The sequence below is a fragment of the Microbispora sp. KK1-11 genome (assembly GCF_006874435.1).
In the GTDB taxonomy this organism is placed as follows: domain Bacteria; phylum Actinomycetota; class Actinomycetes; order Streptosporangiales; family Streptosporangiaceae; genus Microbispora; species Microbispora catharanthi.
In genome coordinates, this window is record NZ_VIRJ01000012.1 from 186,525 (window position 1) to 204,411 (window position 17,887).

A 17,887-nucleotide genomic window follows, 5' to 3' on the forward strand; every position below is an offset into this window, starting at 1 on the left:
GGTGACCACCTTCTCGCATTCCCGCCGCGAAGGGCATCAGGAACACGGCCCGGTGACTTCCCCGTTATCTGCCGCTCCAGCCTTCCCCGCCGTACGGGTGCGGGCAGGGGCGGCCGCCGCGCGACCGCCGTACGGCGCCTCACCTCCGGGAAGGCGGCGCCGAGTTCACCATACCCAGGAGGCGCTCCCGGGCTACCCGCTCGACGATCTCCGGGGTGACGTCGAGCCCCAGATGCTCGCCGCAGGCCCAGGCGTCGGCGACGCAGCGGGCGACTGCGGACAGAGGGACGGTCAGGAATTCCGCGGCCAGCCGGTGGGTCACGAGTTCCACCGGTTCACGAAGCTTCGGCTCCGGTGATGGGCCGCCACTGATTCGTGTTGCGAGTACGGGCATGGACTGCATTCCTCGCTGAATGGGGACCTGCCGCCCCTTATTTCACCTCTTTCCCCGGCGGTGTCAACCCTTCGCGGGCCGCCGCGTGGGAAGCTGAACCCATGCGCATCCGGCTCGCCCAGGATTCCGAGGCCGACGAGCTGCTCGGCCGCAGCCCCCTCGCACTGCTCATCGGCATGCTGCTCGACCAACAGGTGCCGCTCGAGCGGGCATTCGCGGGGCCCCGCACGATCGCGGACCGGCTCGGCCGCGACCTGGACGCGCGTGAGATCGCCTCCTATGATCCTGAGCAGTTCGCGGCCCTGCTCGCGGCGGCGCCCGCCGTCCACCGCTATCCGAAGGCGATGGCGGCCCGCGTCCAGGCGCTCGCGACCTATCTTGTCGAGCACTACGATGGCTCGGCCGAGAAGGTATGGGAGGATGTCCGCGACGGCGCCGAGCTGCTGCGCCGGCTGCTGGCCCTCCCCGGATTCGGCCGGCAGAAGGCCCAGATCTTCCTGGCTCTGCTGGGCAAGCAGTGCGCTGTGCGCCCGGACGGCTGGCGTGAGGCGGCCGGGCCGTACGGCGAGGAGGGGGTGCACCGGTCGGTGGCCGACGTCGTGGACGCCGAGAGCCTGCAACTGGTCCGCGCGACCAAGCAGGAAGCGAAGCGGGCGGCCAAGAAGTAGGCCGGATCCTCCTGCGCGAGACGCCGGTCTTTTGACAGGATGCGTTGACCGCATGGCGGGCGGGGCTTCCGTCCGCGCATGCCGATCGCCCATGATGTAGGGCAGATCTGCGCTACCAATCACAGTTATGGAGATGTGCCTCGTGGGAGACGCTGGCACGCGACGGAGGTGCCGACCATGAGCGCCGAAACCTCCGTGCCCCGGCCCCGGGAGCCCGGTTTGGACATATCAGACTCCGACCTCTTCAGAGGCCTGATGTCGGAGGCACCGTTTGCCTTCGCGTTTTTTAACCCGGATGGGCGTTTCGTCCGGGTCAACTCCACCTTTACCGAGCTGACCGGCCATCCTGTCGAGTTGCATCTTGACCGCCAACCGGCCGAGCTGCTGCCGGCCGACCTGACCACCCTGATCGAGGCGGCGCTGCGCCGGATCGCCGACGAGGGGCTGCCGGTCACCGACCAGCGGATCAGGACCCGCGCCGGGAACGGCGACAGCCGCCACTGGACGGTGTCCTTCTTCCCGATGCGCGACGACGACGGCGTCGTCGGGACCGCGCTGTTCGGGGTGGACGTGACCGAGCGGCAGCTGAACGAGGAGGTGCTGGAGCGCAGCGAGGAACGCTACCGCTCGCTGGTGGAGTCGCAGCAGCAGCTCGTGTGGATCAGCTCGCCCAGCGGCTCGGTGGCCGAGGACGCGCCCCAGTGGCGGGCCATCACCGGCCAGGGCCTGGAGGAGTACCTCGCGCACGGCTGGCTGGACGCGGTGCATCCCGACGACCGTCCCGGCACCGAGGAGGCGTGGCGTGAGGCGCTGCGCGGCCGGACGATGTTCGAGTGGAGCTACCGGGTGCGCACCCGGGCCAGCGGCTACCGGCACTTCGAGGTCCGGGCCGTGCCCATCATCAGGCACGGCCGCGTGGTGGAGTGGGTCGGGGCGAACACCGACGTCACGCCGCAGCGCGAGGCCGAGGAGATGCGCGGCCGCCTCACCGACCAGCTCGGCGCCGCCGCGCTGCGCACCGCCCGCCTCCAGGGCGCGACCGCCCAGCTCGCCGAGGCGCTCACCGTCGAGCAGGTGGTGCAGGTCATCATCGACGTCGGCCGTACGGCCCTCGCCGCCGACCACTCGTCCGTGGCCCTGCTCGACCTCGACCGTGCGACGCTGAAGCTGATCAGCAGCGGCGGCACCCCGGACACCCGGGGCGAGGAGATCGACCTCGCGCAGCCCAATGTGATGACGATGGCGGTGAACAGCCGCCGCCCGGTCTTCGCCGAGTCGCCCGACAGCCTGCGCGCCCAGCTCGTGGACGCCGGCGCCGACGAGGCGCAGATCTCCGGCTTCCTCGCGGAGACGGACGAGCGGGCCTGGGTGGGCCTGCCGCTGCTGGCGGCCGGGCGGGCGCTCGGCGCGCTGCGGTTCTCGTTCACCCGGACCCAGAAGATCTCGCAGGAGGACGGCGTCTTCCTGGAGGCGCTGGCCGGACAGTGCGCCCTCGCGGTCGAGCGGGCCACGCTGTTCGAGCGCGAGCACAAGACGGCCGAGACGCTGCAGCGCAGCCTGCTGCCCGAACGCCTGCCGGTGGTGCGGGGCCTGACCCTCGCCTACCGCTTCCGCTCCGGCTCGCGTCACGTGCAGGTGGGCGGCGACTGGTACGACGCGTTCGTCCTGCAGGACGGCCGGGTGGCGGCCGTGGTGGGCGACGTCATGGGCAAGGGCGTCAAGGCGGCCGCCGGCATGGGCCGGATCCGCAACGCCATGCGCGCGCTGGCGCTGACCAACCCGCCCCCGGCCGCGGTGCTGACGGGGCTCGACCGCGTCTTCGAGGCGACCGAGGAGGAGGAGCAGGTCACGACCCTGGCGTACATGGTCGTCGAGCCCGGGACCGGGGAGGGCACGCTGGCCCTGGCCGGTCACCCGCCGCCGCTGCTGGTCTCGCCGCAGGGCGTCGGCCTGCTGCACGAGACCGAGCCGGGCACTCCGCTCGGCTGGGCCACGAGCCGCAAGCAGTTCCGGTTCTGCGTGCCGCCGGGTCACACCGCCGTTCTGTACTCGGACGGTCTGGTGGAGAACCGCAAGCGCGGGCTGGACGCCGGGCTCAGGGAGCTTTCGTCCGTCGTGGCCGAAGCGCCCCCGGAGGTCCTGAGCAGCCCGAATATGCTGCTCGATTTCCTGGTGGACCACATGCTGTCCGGGTATGAACAGGATGATGACGTAACGGTACTCGCGGTCCACGTTCCACCGGCCACGAAGAGTGACTGAATGAAACAGTCATAACGGTTGCTTTCGGGTATCAGTGACCTCCTTCCGTACGCACTAGTGTCTCGGTCGGCCTAGGGTGGAGGAGCAACCGGCGGGACGCGGCCGTATCACGTACCGTGGCGTGCCACAATGGCATGTCGCGGTCTGCGCGACCTCACCACCGGAAAAGAAGAAGCACCTGGGTCCATTCTCGCCATGCGTTCGTTCGAGAGGTGTTCGTGTCGCCTGCAAGTTCGACTCGCTCGAAGCCGTCGGAGCTGAACGAGCCAGTGATTCAGCAGCTCCTCGAGCGTGGGCGCTCGCAGGGTTTCCTCGAGTCCGAGGATGTCCGCAAGGCCTTCGAGGAAGCGGACATCCCGATGTCGCAAGCCGCTGGATTCCTGCGCAGCCTCAGCAAGGAGGGTGTGACCGTCGTGGTGACGGCCGCCGACTCCGCGGCTCCCAAGCGTTCTCGAGGTCAAGCCAAGCGCCGCACCACCGCGCCCGTCAAGAAGACCACCAAATCCGCGGCGGCCAAGGAGTCGCAGCCGGAGACCGTGACCGCCGTGGTGACCGACTCCGCGCCGGCCGCCAAGCCGGCGCCGAAGAAGCCCGCCCCGGCCAAGCCCGGGCCGCCCGCCGCCAAGCCGGCCGCCGCCAAGGCTCCGGCCAAGCCCGCTCCGCCGAAGAAGGCCGCACCCGCCAAGCCGGAGGCCCCTGCCACGGGTCCCGAGGTCAAGGCGGCCAAGGCCGACACCAAGCCGAAGTCCGCCGACATCGCCGAGGACGACGAGGACATCGACCTCGAAGGTGACGTCGACATCGAGGACTTCGACATCGAGGTCGAGGACGTCGAGATCGACGCCGAGGTGGAGACCGACGACTCCGACACCGAGACCGAGGGAGAGGCCGAGGGCGACGAGCCCAAGGCCGAGGCGCTCGCCCAGTCCGAGGACGAGGTGCTGATCCTCACCGACGACGATGACGACGCGCCCGTCGCCCAGGTGGCGGCGGCCGGCGCCACCGCCGACCCGGTGAAGGACTACCTCAAGCAGATCGGCAAGGTGCCGCTCCTCAACGCCGAGCAGGAGGTCGAGCTCGCCAAGCGGATCGAGGCCGGCCTGTTCGCCGAGGAGCAGCTCGCCCAGGAGGCCGACGGCCTGCCCGTCGACGTCCGCGCCGAGCTGGAGTGGATCGCCGAGGACGGCCACCGCGCCAAGAACCACCTGCTGGAGGCCAACCTCCGCCTCGTGGTCTCGCTGGCCAAGCGGTACACCGGCCGCGGCATGCTGTTCCTGGACCTGATCCAGGAGGGCAACCTGGGCCTGATCCGTGCGGTCGAGAAGTTCGACTACACCAAGGGCTACAAGTTCTCCACGTACGCCACCTGGTGGATCCGGCAGGCGATCACCCGGGCCATGGCCGACCAGGCGCGGACCATCCGCATCCCGGTCCACATGGTCGAGGTGATCAACAAGCTGGCCCGCGTCCAGCGGCAGATGCTGCAGGACCTCGGCCGCGAGCCCACGCCGGAGGAGCTCGCCCGCGAGCTCGACATGACCCCTGAGAAGGTCATCGAGGTGCAGAAGTACGGCCGCGAGCCGATCTCCCTGCACACTCCGCTGGGTGAGGAGGGCGACAGCGAGTTCGGCGACCTCATCGAGGACTCCGAGGCCATCGTCCCTGCCGACGCCGTCAGCTTCACGCTGCTGCAGGAGCAGCTGCACTCCGTTCTCGACACGCTGTCGGAGCGGGAGGCGGGCGTGGTGTCGATGCGGTTCGGCCTCACCGACGGGCAGCCGAAGACCCTCGACGAGATCGGGAAGGTCTACGGCGTGACCCGCGAGCGGATCCGCCAGATCGAGTCCAAGACCATGTCGAAGCTGCGCCACCCCTCCCGTTCGCAGGTGCTGCGCGACTACCTGGACTGACGTACGAGTCGATCGTCCCCCCGGCCACGCACCACGGCCGAGGGGACGACGCGTTTACAGCGACGTAACCTCGTGGTAGCGCCACGGGCACGTCGACGCTCCTAGGCTCGCGCCTCATGGGAGTGATCGAAGTGGATCGGGCGCGTGCTCGGGGGCCACGAGTGATCCCGGACCGCCCGTGGGCGGACACCATGCTCGACGGGGCGGTCGAGGCCGTCTCCAGGGGCGACCTCAGACCGGCGGCGGCCGTCCTCGCGGACAGCAGGGGCGACCCGGAGACGCGGTCGGTGCGGGTGGAGGCGCTGTCGCGGGCCGTCATGGGGGCGAGCCGGTCGATCGAGGCGCTGCTCGCCCACGACCAGGGCAATCCCGACCTCTGGCTGTGGCTCGGCCGGGCCCGCCTGGAGGAGGCCTGGGAGCTGCGGCCCGACGTGCGGGCCAGGGCGGTGCAGGCGGACCGGCTGCACGCCTACCGGTCGGCCATGGAACGGGCCAGGCAGCCGCTGCTGACGGCGGCGGGGCTCGCGCAGAGCGATCCGGTGCCGTGGGAGTGCCTGATGTGGCTGGCCATCGGGCTGGACCGGCCGCGCGCCGACAAGGACGCCGTCTGGTACGAATGCTCCCGCCGGTGGCCCACGCTGTATTCGGGGGCGCTGGCCCGCCTGATCACCCTGTCGCCCGGCTGGGGCGGCACCGCCCAGGAGATGCTCGGCTTCGCCCGCTCGGCCGCCGCGCACGCCCCGGAGGGCAGCCCGCTCCCGGCCCTCGTGCCGCTGGCCCACTTCGAGATCGTCGCCGCCGGGCGCACCCCCATGTCCCGCGGCGGCTGGTTCTCCTTCGATGCGCAGCGCGACATCGTCTCGGCCGCCGCCCACTGGGCGGAGCGGCGCATCGGCGGGGCGCACCCGCGCTCGGTCGAGGCGCACAACGTCTTCGGCGCCGCCTTCTACCTGTCCGACCTCCGGCGTCCGGCGCGCGGGCACCTCGCCAGGACGGGCGGCCGCTTCAGCCGGCTGCCCTGGTCGCACCTCGGCGATCCGGCCCAGCAGTACCGCCGGGCCTGCGCCCGGCTGAATCTCTGACCTACTCGTCCACGATCACGTCGAGGGTCCGCGGCTTTCCCCGCCCGGCCGGCGCCGCCAGTTCGACCCGATGTCCCAGGCCGGTCAGCAGGTCGGCCAGATCCCCGGCCGTCCGGGGCCGGTCGGGGGTCTCGACGAGCGCGCGGGCCACCACGCCACGGGTGGCCTTCGCCATGTGGCTGACGACGGTCCGCTTCCCGGCGGCCTCCCGCAGCACCCGTACGGCCACGCCGCGTTCACCGGGCTGCCAGGCGGCGGCGTACGTCGCGGACCGCATGTCCACCACGAGCCCCTTCGTCGCGTCCAGCACCGGGCTGATCGACGGCCGCCAGAACGCGGCCAGGCCGCCCATCGGCGGCAGCCGTACGCCCATGGACAGCCGGTAGGGCGGCACGCGGTCGGACGGGCGCAGCAGGCCCCACAGCGCCGAGAACACGACGATCCTCCGGTCGGCCCGCCGCCGGGCCTCGGGGGAGAGGGTGGCGAGGCCCAGGTTGTCGTACAGCACGCCCGTGTAGAGGGCGGCGACGGGCAGCGTGCGCGCCGTGGGGAGCGCCAGGTTGCGCTCGATCTCGCCGGTCTGCCCCTCCGACAGGCCGAGCACGTCGCGCGCCTCGGCCGTGTGGCAGAGCGAGACGAGGGCGTCGAGGACCTTCTCGCGCGGTGAGGCGAGTTCGGGGAAGCTGAGCCGGCGGACGGCGGAGGTGCCCCGCTCGGCCTTCCCCTCCGAGGGCGGAAGCAGGATGAGCACGGTTCCGCAGCCTACTGTGCCCCCACCGGAGAGGCCCCGACCGGAGAGGCCCCGACCGGAGAGTTTCCCCCGATCGGGGCGCCGCTGCCCGTCGCTCACCTCCGGCCGGTCTCCACCGCCTTGAGCACGGCCTCCGCGATCGAGCGCGGATCCACGCCGAAGTGCCTGCGGACCGCCTCGCGGGTGCCCGACAGCCCGAACCCGTCGGTGCCGAGAGAGGTCCACGGCCGGTCGATCCACGGGCTGATCTGGTCCGGCACCGCGCGCATCCAGTCGCTGACCGCGATCACCGGTCCCGCGGTCCCGGCCAGGGCCTGCCGGATGTACGGCACGCCCGTGGTGGTCATGGCGTCGCGGCGCAGCTCGCTCCAGGAGGTGACCGACCACACGTCGACGCCCAGGCCGTACTCCTCCCTGAGCAGTCGCTGCGCCTCCAGCGCCCAGTGGATCGCGGTGCCGCTGGCCAGCAGGTGGGCCTGGCCGCCACCGGCGGCGTACCGGTAGATCCCCCGGAGGATGCCCTCCTCGGCGCCCTCGGGCATCGGGGGCTGGGGCAGCGGCTCGTTGTAGACGGTCAGGTAGTAGAACACGTCCTCGCCGCCGGGGCCGTACATGCGCCGGAGCCCCTCACGCACGATCGTCCCCACCTCGTAGGCGAAGGCGGGATCGTAGGCCAGGCACGCCGGGTTGGCCGAGGCGAGGAGCTGCGAGTGACCGTCCGCGTGCTGCAGGCCCTCTCCTGTCATCGTGGTCCGGCCGGCGGTGGCGCCGATGAGGAACCCGCGGCCGAGCTGGTCGGCCAGCGCCCACATCTGGTCGCCCGTGCGCTGCCAGCCGAACATCGAGTAGAAGATGTAGAAGGGGATCATGGGTTCGCCGTGGGTGGCGTAGCTGGAGGCCGCGGCCGTGAACGACGCCATCGACCCGGCCTCGGTGATGCCTTCCAGCAGGATCTGCCCGTCGGCCGCCTCCTTGTACGCCAGCAGCAGGTCCCTGTCGACGGACTCGTAGCGCTGGCCAAGCGGCGAGTAGATCTTGGCAGTGGGGAACAGCGACTCCATGCCGAACGTCCTGGCCTCGTCGGGCACGATCGGCACCCAGCGGCGTCCCGTCTCCGGCTCCTTCATCAGGTCCTTCACCAGGCGGACGAAGGCCATGGTCGTGGCCACGGGCTGCTTCGAGCCCTTCTCCAGGGCCCGGAACGGCGCCTCGCCCGGGGCCGGCAGCGGGGAGTGGGAGACCGTACGGCGGGGGACGGGCCCGCCCAGGTCGCGGCGCCGCTCGGCGGCGTACCGCGCCTCCGGCGAGTCCGGCCCGGGATGCAGGTATGGCGGCAGGTCGCCGTCGAGCGCCTCGTCCGGCACCGGCAGGCCGAGCCGGTCGCGCAGCCCGCGGAACTCGTCCTGGGTGAGCTTCTTCATCTGGTGGTTGGCGTTGCGCGCCTCGATTCCCGCACCGAGGGTCCAGCCCTTCACCGTCTGCACGAGGATCACGGTGGGCGCGCCGCGGTTGTCCAGGGCCCTGCGGTAGGCCGCGTACACCTTCCGCGGCTCGTGGCCCGCCCGGGACCCGCCGACGATGCGCCGCAGGTCGTCGTCCGAGCAGGGCACGTCCAGCCCCTGGAACAGCCGCTCCCTGATGTAGGCGCCCGTCGAGGCGGCGAACGTCTGGAACTGCCCGTCCGGCACCTCGCCCAGCCGGGCCACCAGTTCGTCCGAGCCGAGCAGCCCGTCCCACTCCCGGCCCCACAGCGCCTTGACGACGTGCCAGCCCGCGCCTCTGAAGACGCTTTCGAGCTCCTGGACGATTCGGGTGTTGCCCCGCACCGGCCCGTCGAGCCGCTGCAGGTTGCAGTTGATCACGAAGGTGAGGTTGTCGAGCCCCTCGCGGGCGGCCAGGGTGAGGGCGGCCGTGGACTCCGGCTCGTCCATCTCGCCGTCGCCGAGGAAGGCCCATACGTGGCTGTCCGAGGTGTCCTTGATGCCGCGATTGTGCAGGTAGCGGTTGAATCTGGCCTGGTAGACCGCGTTGAGCGGGCCGAGGCCCATGGAGACGGTGGGGAACTGCCAGAAGTCCGGCATGGACCGCGGATGCGGGTACGACGGCAGCCCGCCCTCGGGCTCGCGCCTGAACAAATCGAGCTGGGCTTCGCTCAGCCTGCCCTCAAGGAACGCCCGGGCGTAGATGCCCGGGGAGGCGTGGCCCTGGAAGTAGACCTGGTCGCGGCCGGCGTGGAAGAAGTGGTTGAAGCCCACCTCGTACAGCCAGGCGGCCGAGGCGTAGGTCGCCAGGTGGCCGCCGAGCCCCAGCCGGCTCCCCCTGGTGATCATCGCCGCGGCGTTCCACCGGTCGTACGCGGCGATGCGTTCCTCCAGCTCCAGGTCACCCGGGTAGCGGGGCTCCTCGGAGGTCGGGACGGTGTTGATGTAGCGGGTGGCCGTGGCCAGCCGCTTCAGCAGGTAGTCGACCCGTTCGGGGCCGGCTGCACGGCGGACCGCCTCGAGGGATTCGAGCCACTCGGCGGTCTCCTGCGGATCCAGGTCTTCGTCCATGGATTCATTAAACACCCTATGATCGATCATAGGATGTTGTTGTACGGCCCTATCATCGGTCTCGTGGAACCCGTCGTGCGGTCGCCGCTGCGCGACCAGATCCGGCAAACCGTGCTCGACGGCCTGACCAACGGCCGATGGAAGCCCGGCGACCGTCTCGTCGAGCGGCGGATGGCAGCCGAGCTGGGCGTCAGCCAGGCCCCGGTGCGTGAGGCGCTGCGCGAGCTGGAGGCGCTCAGGCTCATCGAGTCCGCGCCCAACAAGGGCGCGCGGGTCCGCAGGCTCACCCGGAGCGACCTCCGCGAGGTGTACCAGGTGCGGGCGGGCCTGGAGGAGACGGCCGTCCGGCTGGGCAGGCCCCGCGTGGAGGCGTTGCGCACGCACCTCGGCCGTCTGCACGAGGCGGCGGCGGCCGGTGCCCTGCACGATCAGGTGCGGCACGGCGTCGCCTTCCACCGGGAGATCGTGAAAGCCTCGGGCAACGACGTGCTGCTGTCGGTGTGGGAGTCGCTCGGCATCGAGGTGTGGACCCACCTGTCGATCCGCCTGTTCCGGATGCACCCGCACGAGAACGCCGCCGACCACGAACCTCTCGTGGAGGCGTTCGAGCGGGACGACCCCGAGGTGGGCGTCCTGCTCCGCGAGCACGTGCTCCGCTACGCCCCGACAGAGCCGGACACGGTCGAGCCCGGGAGCAGGACCTAGCCCTTCTGGCCGGTCGTGGCGATGCCCTGGACGAAGTAGCGCTGGCCGGCGAAGAAGACGACGACGAGCGGAAGCGTGGTGATCACGCTCGCGGCCAGGACGATCTCCCACTTGGGATCGCCGCCCTGGTAGAACTGGTCGACCACGGCCTTGAGCCCGCGCGGCAGCGTGAACAGCGCGGGATCCTGGAGGTAGATCAGCGGCTTCATCAGGTCGAACCAGCTCGCCTTGAGCTCGAAGATGAACGCGATGATCAGAGCCGGGCGGCCGAGGGGCAGCGCGATCCGCCAGAACAGGTCGAGGTAGGACGCGCCGTCCACCCTGGCCGCCTCGAAGACGTAGCGCGGGATGCCGAGGAAGAACTGGCGCAGCAGGAAGATGTAGAACGCCGACCCGAACAGGTTGCCCGCCCACAGCGGCACCTGCGTGCCGGTCAGGCCGACGGAGTTCCAGATCAGGTACGTCGGCACGAGCGTGACGGCCGCAGGGAGCATCATCGTGGCGAGCACGCTGCCGAACAGCACGCCGCGCCCCGGGAAGCGGAAGTAGGCGAACCCGAAGGCGACGAACGCGCTCGACACGGTCACGGTGAGGGCCGCCATGACCCCCACGACGACCGTGTTGAACAGCCAGGCCAGCATCGGCGCGGCGTCCCACACGTTCGCGTAGTTCTCCGGGGCGAACGGGTGCGGCCAGGGGAGGAACGGGTCGGCGAACGTCCGGTCGCGCGGCTTGAGCGAGGCCACGACCAGCCACACGAACGGGTAGAGGAACACCGCCGCCGCAGCCGAGAGCATGACGAGGAAGAACGCCCTGCGGGTGCCCGCCGTGCCCGGGCGGTCGTCGCGCGCCGCCTCTCGCATCCGCTCCGCCATGCCGGCGCGTTCCGGCAGCCTGCGGCCCGCCGTCGCGGTCATCGCGTCCCTCCCGGAGGCTCGGCCTCGTAGTAGACGAACCGGTTGCCGACCTTGACCTGCACGATCGTGATGACCCCGATGATCGCGAACAGCAGCCAGGCGAGCGCCGACGCGTAGCCCATGTGCAGGAACTGGAAGCCCTGCTGGAACATGTAGACGACGTAGAACAGGGCCGAGTCCCCGTAGGAGTGCTGCGCGGTCTGGTTGCCGAAGAACATCGTGTAGACCTGGTCGAACATCTGCAGCGCCGCGATCGTGTTGATGATCACCACGAAGAACAGCGCGGAGCTGATCATCGGCAGGGTGACCGAGCGGAACCGCTGCCAGGGGCCGGCGCCGTCGATCATCGCGGCCTCGTACAGGTCGCGCGGCACGTTGCGCAGCGCCGCGAACAGGATGATCGTGGTCGAGCCGAGGTTCCACAGCGACATGAGCACGATGCCGGGCTTGACCCACGCGGGGTCGGTCGTCCACTGCGGCCCGTCCACGCCGAACAGCCCGAGGAACTGGTTGACCAGCCCCGCCTGACCGTTGAGCAGGAACAGGAACAGCACGCCCACCGCGACGTACGGCGTCATGGACGGCAGGTAGAACACCGTGCGGAAGAACCCGGCGGCCCGGCCTGTGACGCGGTTGAGCATGAGCGCGAGCAGCAGTGAGATCACCAGGGCCAGTGGAACGTGCAGGACCGTGTAGAAGGCCGTGTTGCCGATCGCCCTGGCGACCTTCGGGTCCTCCAGCATCGCGGCGTAGTTGCCGAGGCCGGCGAACTTCGGCGTGGAGATCAGGTCGTAGTCGGTCAGCGAGAGCACGAGGCTCGCGACCATGGGCCCGGCCTGGAAGACCACCAGGCCGATCAGCCACGGCAGCAGGAACACGTAGGCCCAGCGGGCCTCGTGGCGGGCCAGTCCGGAAAGCGGGCGAGCCACGTCAGCCCGCCGCGGCCTGGAGGGCCTTGGCGGCCTCCTGCTGGGCCTGGGAGAGCGCGGCCTTCGCGTCCTGGCGTCCCTGCATCACCCGGGTCGCCGCGTCGATCCAGGCGGTGCGGAACTCCGCCGCGGCGGCCGACTGCGGGACGACGAAGCCCTTGTCCTGCACGCTCAGGATCGTCTTGGTCGCGTCGTCGTACGGCTTGTGCCCGCTCGGCTTGACGATCTGGGAGAAGATCGCCTGGTCGGCCTTGGCGTTGGCCGTGAACGTGCCGGGGTAGGGCTTGCCCTCCTGGGCCCGCTTGGCCGCCCGCGCCTTGGCCGCCGCGATCCAGGTGCCGGCCGAGGTCATCGTCTTGATCCACTGGCAGGCGACGTCCGGATGCTTGGCCCCCTTGGGGACGACCCAGGCGTTGCCGCCGACCATGGTGACCGGGTTGCCCTGCCTGTCCTTGAACGGCAGCACGGTGATCTTCGCGTCGGGGGAGGTGCTCGCCAGGGAGGTGACCAGGAACTGCTCGGTGAGCATCATCCCGATCTGGTCCTCGGCGATCGGGTTCTTCTCCCCGAAGTAGTCGAAGGTGTCGGTGAACGCCTTGAGCTTGGTCCAGCCGCCCTGGTCGTCGAGCAGCCCGTTGGCGTAGTCGAGCGCCTCCGCGACCTTCGGGTCGTCGAGGCGGGAGGTCTTCCCGTCCTCCGACAGCAGGTCGGCGCCGTTGGCCTTGGCCCACAGGGGGAGGAACTCCGGCAGCTTGGGATAGAAGCCGAAGCGCTCGATCCTGCCGCCAGAGACCTTGTTCATCTTCTTGGCCAGGGCGGCCAGGGCGCCCCAGTCGGAGGTGTCGATGCTCGCCGGGTCCACCCCGGCGTCCTTGGCGGCCTTGTCGTTCACCAGCAGGATGATCGAGGTGTAGAACTCCGGCACGCCGTACCACTTGCCGTTCAGTTTCACCTGCTCCTGGGCGGCGGGGTAGAAGTCGGACATCGGGATGCCCTCTTCGGCCACGCAGTCGTCCAACGGCTGGATCGCGCCCCTGGCGGCGTACGTGCCGATCAGCTGGCGGTCGAGGTAGACGACGTCCGGCGGGTTGCCGCTCGCCACCGCCGACAGGAACGCCTGCTCGTCGAACTGGCCCTGGTTGACGGTGAGCCTCACTCCGGGATGGGCCTTCTTGAAGGCGTCCACCCGGGTCGTGGCGATCTCGTCGGGGAAGCCGAAGCCCATGGTGGTCAGGGCGGAACCGCCGCCCGCCGACGCGCCGCGTGCGGCTCCCACGCCGCCGCACGCGGACAGTGGCAACACCGCTGCCAGGGCTCCTGCGAGCACGACCATGCCGGTACGGTTCCTGCGCGAGGGGGACACCGCCGCTCCTTTGAGGGGGTCCGAGGAATCGAGAGCACCCCCACTGCCCCGAACGCAAGATCTAAACCCGAGCAGTGCAGCTCAACTAGGCTGCGGCGGGTGAATGAGGGAATCGCACAGTTCGACCTTCTGGTCGATGCGGCATGGCCGGCGCCCGGACGGGCCGAGGACGGCGGCTGGGTCTACCGGCACGCGGGCGGCGTGACGAAACGGGCCAACTCGGTGCTGGCGCTGGGAGAGCGCGCGGATCTGCCGGAGGCGGTCGACCGGGCCGAGCGCTTCTACGAGGGCATCGGGCAGCCCTGCGTGTTCTCGGTCGGCATGGGCGCAACGCCCGGGCTCGACGGCGAACTCGGCCGCCGGGGCTACCGGCTCGTGGATCCCACTTTGGTGATGACCAGGCCGCTCACCGGCGACGAGCCTGCCGCCGATGCGGCGGTGGAGGACAGGCCGTCGGAACGGTGGCTGCGCACCTGGTGGAGCGTGGACGGCGGGCGCCACCGCGAGACCGGAGAGGTTCCGGCGCGGACGTGGGGGGAGCGCATCCTCGGCGGGGTGCCCGCGGGGTACGTCCTCCTCGACGAGGGCGCGGTGGGGCGGGGCGTGCCGCAGGGGCGATGGCTCGGGGTCTACTGCATGGCGGTCGAGCCGCACGCCAGGCGGCGCGGGCTGGGCGCGGCCGTGCTGCGCACCCTGCTCGCCTGGGGGCGGCAGTGTGGCGCCGACGGCGCGTACCTGGTGGTGACGGAGGCCAACACCGGCGCCCGTGCGCTCTACGAGCGCGAGGGATTCGCCGTCGCCGGCCGCTACCACTACCGGGTGCGGTCCTGACCCGCCGGCGCCGTCCGCCGCGGTCCCCGGGGGAAGCGGGGAACGGCGGTCGCGCCGGGCGGGCGGCCCGGATCGACGGATTGTGTCGATCGCTTGTGTCGATGGCTTATATGGCGACGGCGCGCGGAGCCGACATCATCGTCTGACGCTCCGGCACGCCGTCTATAGGGTCAGCGCTCGCCGTCAGGGGCGGTCGCGGGGGATTCACTGAGTCGGGCCGACTCGTCCTGGATCTCAGCACCTTTGTCGCGCAGCACAGTCACGTGCTGACGCCCGTGGTGGGCGCAGAACAGCAACTCCCCACCCACGGGCAGGGTCGCGCGGATGTAGGCCTGAGCACCGCACCGGTCGCACCGGTCCAGGGCCGTCAGCGGCTTGATGGGGGCGAGAGCTCCAGTCACGTATCGCCTTTCGGGTCGCCCCACGCTGTGGGGACGTTGGCGTCAGTCACTTGGGACAACATCTAACCGGATACGGGCCTTCCCAATCATGCTCCGACTACGCCCAGAGCAGAATGATCGGGAAAGTGACGGGGATCACAGCGAAAGTGCCGGTCATTGTGCTGCGCCTGGCAAGCTTGTGCGCGTACAAACATTGAGTGGCGTTAAGCTGCGTACGCGTGTTCGATTGATAAGTGGGAGTTGGGTGTGACTGCGGTTCGCGCGGAGACGGGGTACACCGCCCGTCATCTCTCTGTGCTGGAAGGCCTGGAGGCCGTCCGCAAGCGCCCGGGGATGTACATCGGCTCCACGGACACGCGCGGCCTCATGCACTGCCTGTGGGAGATCGTGGACAACGCGGTCGACGAGGCACTCGGAGGCCACTGCACGCGGATCGAGGTCGAGCTGCACGCGGACGGCTCGATCGAGGTGCGTGACAACGGGCGCGGCATTCCCGTCGACGTCGAGCCCAAGAGCGGCCTGGCCGGCGTCGAGCTCGTCTACACGAAGCTCCACGCGGGCGGCAAGTTCGGCGGCGGTTCCTACGGCGCCTCGGGCGGTCTGCACGGCGTCGGCGCCTCGGTGGTCAACGCGCTGTCCTCCCGCGTCGACGTCGAGGTCGACCGCGACGGCAAGGTCCACCAGATCAGCTTCCGCCGGGGCGTGCCCGGCGTGTTCGACGGCGACGGCCCGACCGCCAAGTTCCGCAAGAAGTCCGGCCTGCGCGACGGCGGCCCGGCCCCGCGCAACACCACCGGCACCCGCGTGCGCTTCTGGGCCGACCGGCAGATCTTCCTGCCCGAGGCCGAGGTCTCGCTCGACGAGATCCACGTGCGGCTGCGCCAGACGGCCTTCCTGGTGCCGGGGCTCACGCTCGTGGTGCGCGACGTCCGCGGCGAGGAGCCGGTCGAGGAGACGTTCCGCTTCGACGGCGGCATCAGCGAGTTCACCGAGTTCCTGTCCCGGGACGAGGCCGTGTGCGACGTGCTGCGGCTGCAGGGCGAGGGCCACTTCCACGAGACGGTCCCCGTGCTCGACGAGCAGGGCCACATGACGCCGACGGAGATCGAGCGGGAGCTCACCGTCGACGTCGCGATCCGCTGGGGGAAGGGCTACGAGACGACCGTACGCTCCTTCGTGAACGTGATCGCCACGCCGAAGGGCGGCACCCACGTCGCGGGGTTCGAGCGGGCGCTGGTCCGCACGGTCAACGAGCAGCTCAGGGAGACCCGGCTGCTGAAGAACGGCGACGAGCCGGTGACCAAGGAGGACATCCTCGAAGGGCTGACCGCGGTCGTCACCGTGCGGGTGCCCGAGCCGCAGTTCGAGGGCCAGACCAAGGAGGTGCTCGGCACCTCCGCGGCCAGCCGCATCGTCGCCCACGTGGTCGCCCGTGAGCTCAAGGCGCTGTTCGCCAACCCCAAGCGGGGGCAGAAGCAGCAGCTGCGCGCGGTGCTGGAGAAGGTCGTCGCCGCGGCCAAGGCCCGCATCGCCGCCCGCGAGCACCGTGACAACCAGCGGCGCAAGTCCGCGCTGGAGAACTCGGCGCTGCCCGCCAAGCTGGTCGACTGCCGCAGCGACGACGTCGACCGCAGCGAGCTGTTCATCGTCGAGGGCGACTCCGCGCTGGGCACGGCCAAGCTCGCCCGCGACTCGGAGTTCCAGGCGCTGCTGCCGATCCGGGGCAAGATCCTGAACGTGCAGAAGGCGTCGGTCGCCGACATGCTCAAGAACGCCGAGTGCGCCGCGATCATCCAGGTGGTCGGCGCCGGGTCGGGCCGCTCGTTCGACATCGAGTCGGCCCGCTACGGCAAGATCATCTTGATGGCCGACGCGGACGTGGACGGCGCGCACATCCGCTGCCTGCTGCTCACGCTCTTCCATCGCTACATGAAGCCGATGGTCGAGGCCGGGCGGGTGTTCGCCGCGGTGCCGCCGCTGCACCGCATCGAGGTCACCAACCCCGGGCGTGGCCAGGACAAGTACATCTACACCTACAGCGACGCCGAGCTGCACAAGGTCATGCGCGACCTGGAGCGGCGCGGCAAGCGCTGGAAGGACCCCGTGCAGCGTTACAAGGGTCTCGGTGAGATGGACGCCGACCAGCTCGCCGAGACGACCATGGACCCCCGCCACCGCGTCCTGCGCCGCGTGCGGATCGAGGACGTGGAGGATGCCGAGCACATCTTCAACCTCCTCATGGGCAGCGACGTGGGCCCGCGCCGCGAGTTCATCATCGGCAGCGCCGCCGAGGTGGACCGCGACCACATCGACGCCTGACCGGTGCCCGCCGGGCGCCGGACACCGTCGCGAGCTCGGCATCGCCGGCCGTTGGCGTAGTCGATCTCCGGGTAGTAGGCCACCGTCTGGCAGAAGTAGCTCCCGGACGGGATGGCGATCATCCCCCAGGCGCCGGTGCCCGGCCCTGTGCGGCCGCGCGTGCATCCCTACCCGAGCCGGCTCAGGCCGATCCGGCGGGCGGTGTCCACGATCGGCCGGTTTCCGCCGGGGACAGTGTCAGGGCTTGACCTCGCGCAGGCGCCCGGTCTCGACCTCGTAGACGAATCCCCGCACCGAGTCCTTGTGGGGGATGAACGGGTCGGCCGTGATTCTGTTGATCGACTGGATGACGTCCGCGTCGAGGTCGGAGAACGCCTCGGCGGCCCAGTCGGGCTTGATCCCGACCTCGGCCTCGATGCCCCGGCGGAAGTCGTCGTCGGTGAAGGTCAGCATGCCGCAGTCCGTGTGGTGGATGAGGATGATCTCCCGCGTACCGAGCAGGCGCTGGCTGATGGCGAGGCTGCGCCGCTCGTCCGCGGTCACCACGCCGCCGGCGTTGCGGATGACGTGAGCGTCGCCCTCGGCCAGCCCGAGCAGGCCGTACACGTTCAGCCGGGCGTCCATGCAGGCGAGGACGGCCACCCCGCGCGCCGGGGGCAGCGGCAGGTGTCCCTTGCCGAAGTCCGCGGCGTACCGCTCGGCGTTGACGAGGAGTTCGTCGGTGACGCTCATGAGATGTCCCTTCTGGTCGCGCGAGTCGCTGGCCCCACCTTTGCCGTTTATTCCTACCAAGTCAATAGGTATAG

Annotated in this window: 15 protein-coding genes; 7 read left to right on the forward strand and 8 right to left on the reverse strand. The window is 70.4% G+C overall.

Annotated features, from left to right (window positions below; all coding sequences use genetic code 11):
• Positions 1-139: 139 nt before the first annotated feature.
• The gene (locus tag FLW16_RS19365; RefSeq protein WP_142561493.1) at positions 140-331 is read right to left on the reverse strand and encodes a hypothetical protein; all 192 of its coding nucleotides are present in this window, start codon (positions 329-331) and stop codon (positions 140-142) included.
• A 164-nt stretch (positions 332-495) separates the two neighbouring features.
• Here FLW16_RS19365 and FLW16_RS19370 point away from each other — a divergent pair, with 164 nt between their 5' ends.
• From FLW16_RS19370 to FLW16_RS19385, 4 genes are all read left to right on the forward strand, one after another.
• Entirely contained in the window at positions 496-1,062 is a 567-nt protein-coding gene (locus FLW16_RS19370; protein WP_142561494.1) for an HhH-GPD-type base excision DNA repair protein, read from the forward strand.
• Positions 1,063-1,239: 177 nt separating this feature from the next.
• Positions 1,240-3,321, forward strand: a complete 2,082-nt coding sequence (locus FLW16_RS19375; RefSeq protein ID WP_142561495.1) for a SpoIIE family protein phosphatase — start codon at positions 1,240-1,242, stop codon at positions 3,319-3,321.
• A 218-nt stretch (positions 3,322-3,539) separates the two neighbouring features.
• Positions 3,540-5,231: an RNA polymerase sigma factor gene (locus tag FLW16_RS19380; RefSeq protein ID WP_142561496.1), complete on the forward strand. Its 1,692-nt coding sequence runs from the start codon at positions 3,540-3,542 to the stop codon at positions 5,229-5,231.
• 116 nt (positions 5,232-5,347) lie between these two features.
• Entirely contained in the window at positions 5,348-6,313 is a 966-nt protein-coding gene (locus tag FLW16_RS19385; protein ID WP_142561497.1) for a hypothetical protein, read from the forward strand.
• Position 6,314: 1 nt separating this feature from the next.
• On the opposite strand, the gene FLW16_RS19390 is transcribed toward FLW16_RS19385, so the two are convergent.
• Both FLW16_RS19390 and aceE read right to left on the reverse strand, forming a co-directional pair.
• The gene (locus tag FLW16_RS19390) at positions 6,315-7,064 is read right to left on the reverse strand and encodes a YaaA family protein (protein WP_142561498.1); all 750 of its coding nucleotides are present in this window, start codon (positions 7,062-7,064) and stop codon (positions 6,315-6,317) included.
• Positions 7,065-7,159: 95 nt separating this feature from the next.
• On the reverse strand, positions 7,160-9,616 hold the full coding sequence (gene aceE / locus FLW16_RS19395; RefSeq protein ID WP_142561499.1) for a pyruvate dehydrogenase (acetyl-transferring), homodimeric type: 2,457 nt from the start codon (positions 9,614-9,616) through the stop codon (positions 7,160-7,162).
• Between the two features lie 63 nt (positions 9,617-9,679).
• On the opposite strand from aceE, the gene FLW16_RS19400 reads away from it, so the two are divergent.
• Positions 9,680-10,321 carry a GntR family transcriptional regulator gene (locus FLW16_RS19400; protein WP_260615391.1) on the forward strand — a complete coding sequence of 214 codons (642 nt, stop codon included), beginning with the start codon at positions 9,680-9,682 and terminating at the stop codon, positions 10,319-10,321.
• Here the strand turns inward: FLW16_RS19400 and FLW16_RS19405 are convergent.
• The 3 genes from FLW16_RS19405 to FLW16_RS45955 are packed head-to-tail and all read right to left on the reverse strand — an operon-like array spanning position 10,318 to position 13,530.
• On the reverse strand, positions 10,318-11,238 hold the full coding sequence (locus FLW16_RS19405; protein ID WP_221891157.1) for a carbohydrate ABC transporter permease: 921 nt from the start codon (positions 11,236-11,238) through the stop codon (positions 10,318-10,320). The genes FLW16_RS19400 and FLW16_RS19405 overlap by 4 nt on opposite strands.
• Positions 11,235-12,167: a carbohydrate ABC transporter permease gene (locus FLW16_RS19410; protein WP_221891158.1), complete on the reverse strand. Its 933-nt coding sequence runs from the start codon at positions 12,165-12,167 to the stop codon at positions 11,235-11,237. The genes FLW16_RS19405 and FLW16_RS19410 overlap by 4 nt, the downstream gene beginning before the upstream one ends.
• 1 nt (position 12,168) lies before the next feature.
• Positions 12,169-13,530, reverse strand: a complete 1,362-nt coding sequence (locus FLW16_RS45955; protein ID WP_221891159.1) for an ABC transporter substrate-binding protein — start codon at positions 13,528-13,530, stop codon at positions 12,169-12,171.
• Between the two features lie 99 nt (positions 13,531-13,629).
• Here FLW16_RS45955 and FLW16_RS19420 point away from each other — a divergent pair, with 99 nt between their 5' ends.
• Positions 13,630-14,361, forward strand: coding sequence for an N-acetyltransferase (locus tag FLW16_RS19420; protein WP_142561500.1), 732 nt, complete (start codon positions 13,630-13,632; stop codon positions 14,359-14,361).
• 170 nt (positions 14,362-14,531) lie between these two features.
• Here the strand turns inward: FLW16_RS19420 and FLW16_RS19425 are convergent, their stop codons facing one another.
• Positions 14,532-14,762 carry a hypothetical protein gene (locus FLW16_RS19425; protein WP_142561501.1) on the reverse strand — a complete coding sequence of 77 codons (231 nt, stop codon included), beginning with the start codon at positions 14,760-14,762 and terminating at the stop codon, positions 14,532-14,534.
• 246 nt (positions 14,763-15,008) lie between these two features.
• Here FLW16_RS19425 and FLW16_RS19430 point away from each other — a divergent pair, with 246 nt between their 5' ends.
• Positions 15,009-17,081, forward strand: a complete 2,073-nt coding sequence (locus tag FLW16_RS19430) for a type IIA DNA topoisomerase subunit B (protein ID WP_142561502.1) — start codon at positions 15,009-15,011, stop codon at positions 17,079-17,081.
• A 237-nt stretch (positions 17,082-17,318) separates the two neighbouring features.
• Here the strand turns inward: FLW16_RS19430 and FLW16_RS19435 are convergent, their stop codons facing one another.
• A complete protein-coding gene (locus FLW16_RS19435) occupies positions 17,319-17,813 on the reverse strand; it encodes a carbonic anhydrase (RefSeq protein WP_142561503.1) in 495 nt (164 codons plus the stop codon).
• Positions 17,814-17,887: the final 74 nt, after the last annotated feature.

Excerpts from the sequence above, each read along its gene's own strand:
- FLW16_RS19370 (WP_142561494.1), top strand. The coding sequence starts at position 496 with ATGCGCATCCGGCTCGCCCAGGATTCCGAGGCCGACGAGCTGCTCGGC.
- FLW16_RS19375 (WP_142561495.1), top strand. The coding sequence starts at position 1,240 with ATGAGCGCCGAAACCTCCGTGCCCCGGCCCCGGGAGCCCGGTTTGGAC.
- FLW16_RS19385 (WP_142561497.1), top strand. The coding sequence starts at position 5,348 with ATGGGAGTGATCGAAGTGGATCGGGCGCGTGCTCGGGGGCCACGAGTG.
- aceE (WP_142561499.1), bottom strand. The coding sequence starts at position 9,616 with ATGGACGAAGACCTGGATCCGCAGGAGACCGCCGAGTGGCTCGAATCC.
- FLW16_RS19405 (WP_221891157.1), bottom strand. The coding sequence starts at position 11,238 with ATGACCGCGACGGCGGGCCGCAGGCTGCCGGAACGCGCCGGCATGGCG.
- FLW16_RS19435 (WP_142561503.1), bottom strand. The coding sequence starts at position 17,813 with ATGAGCGTCACCGACGAACTCCTCGTCAACGCCGAGCGGTACGCCGCG.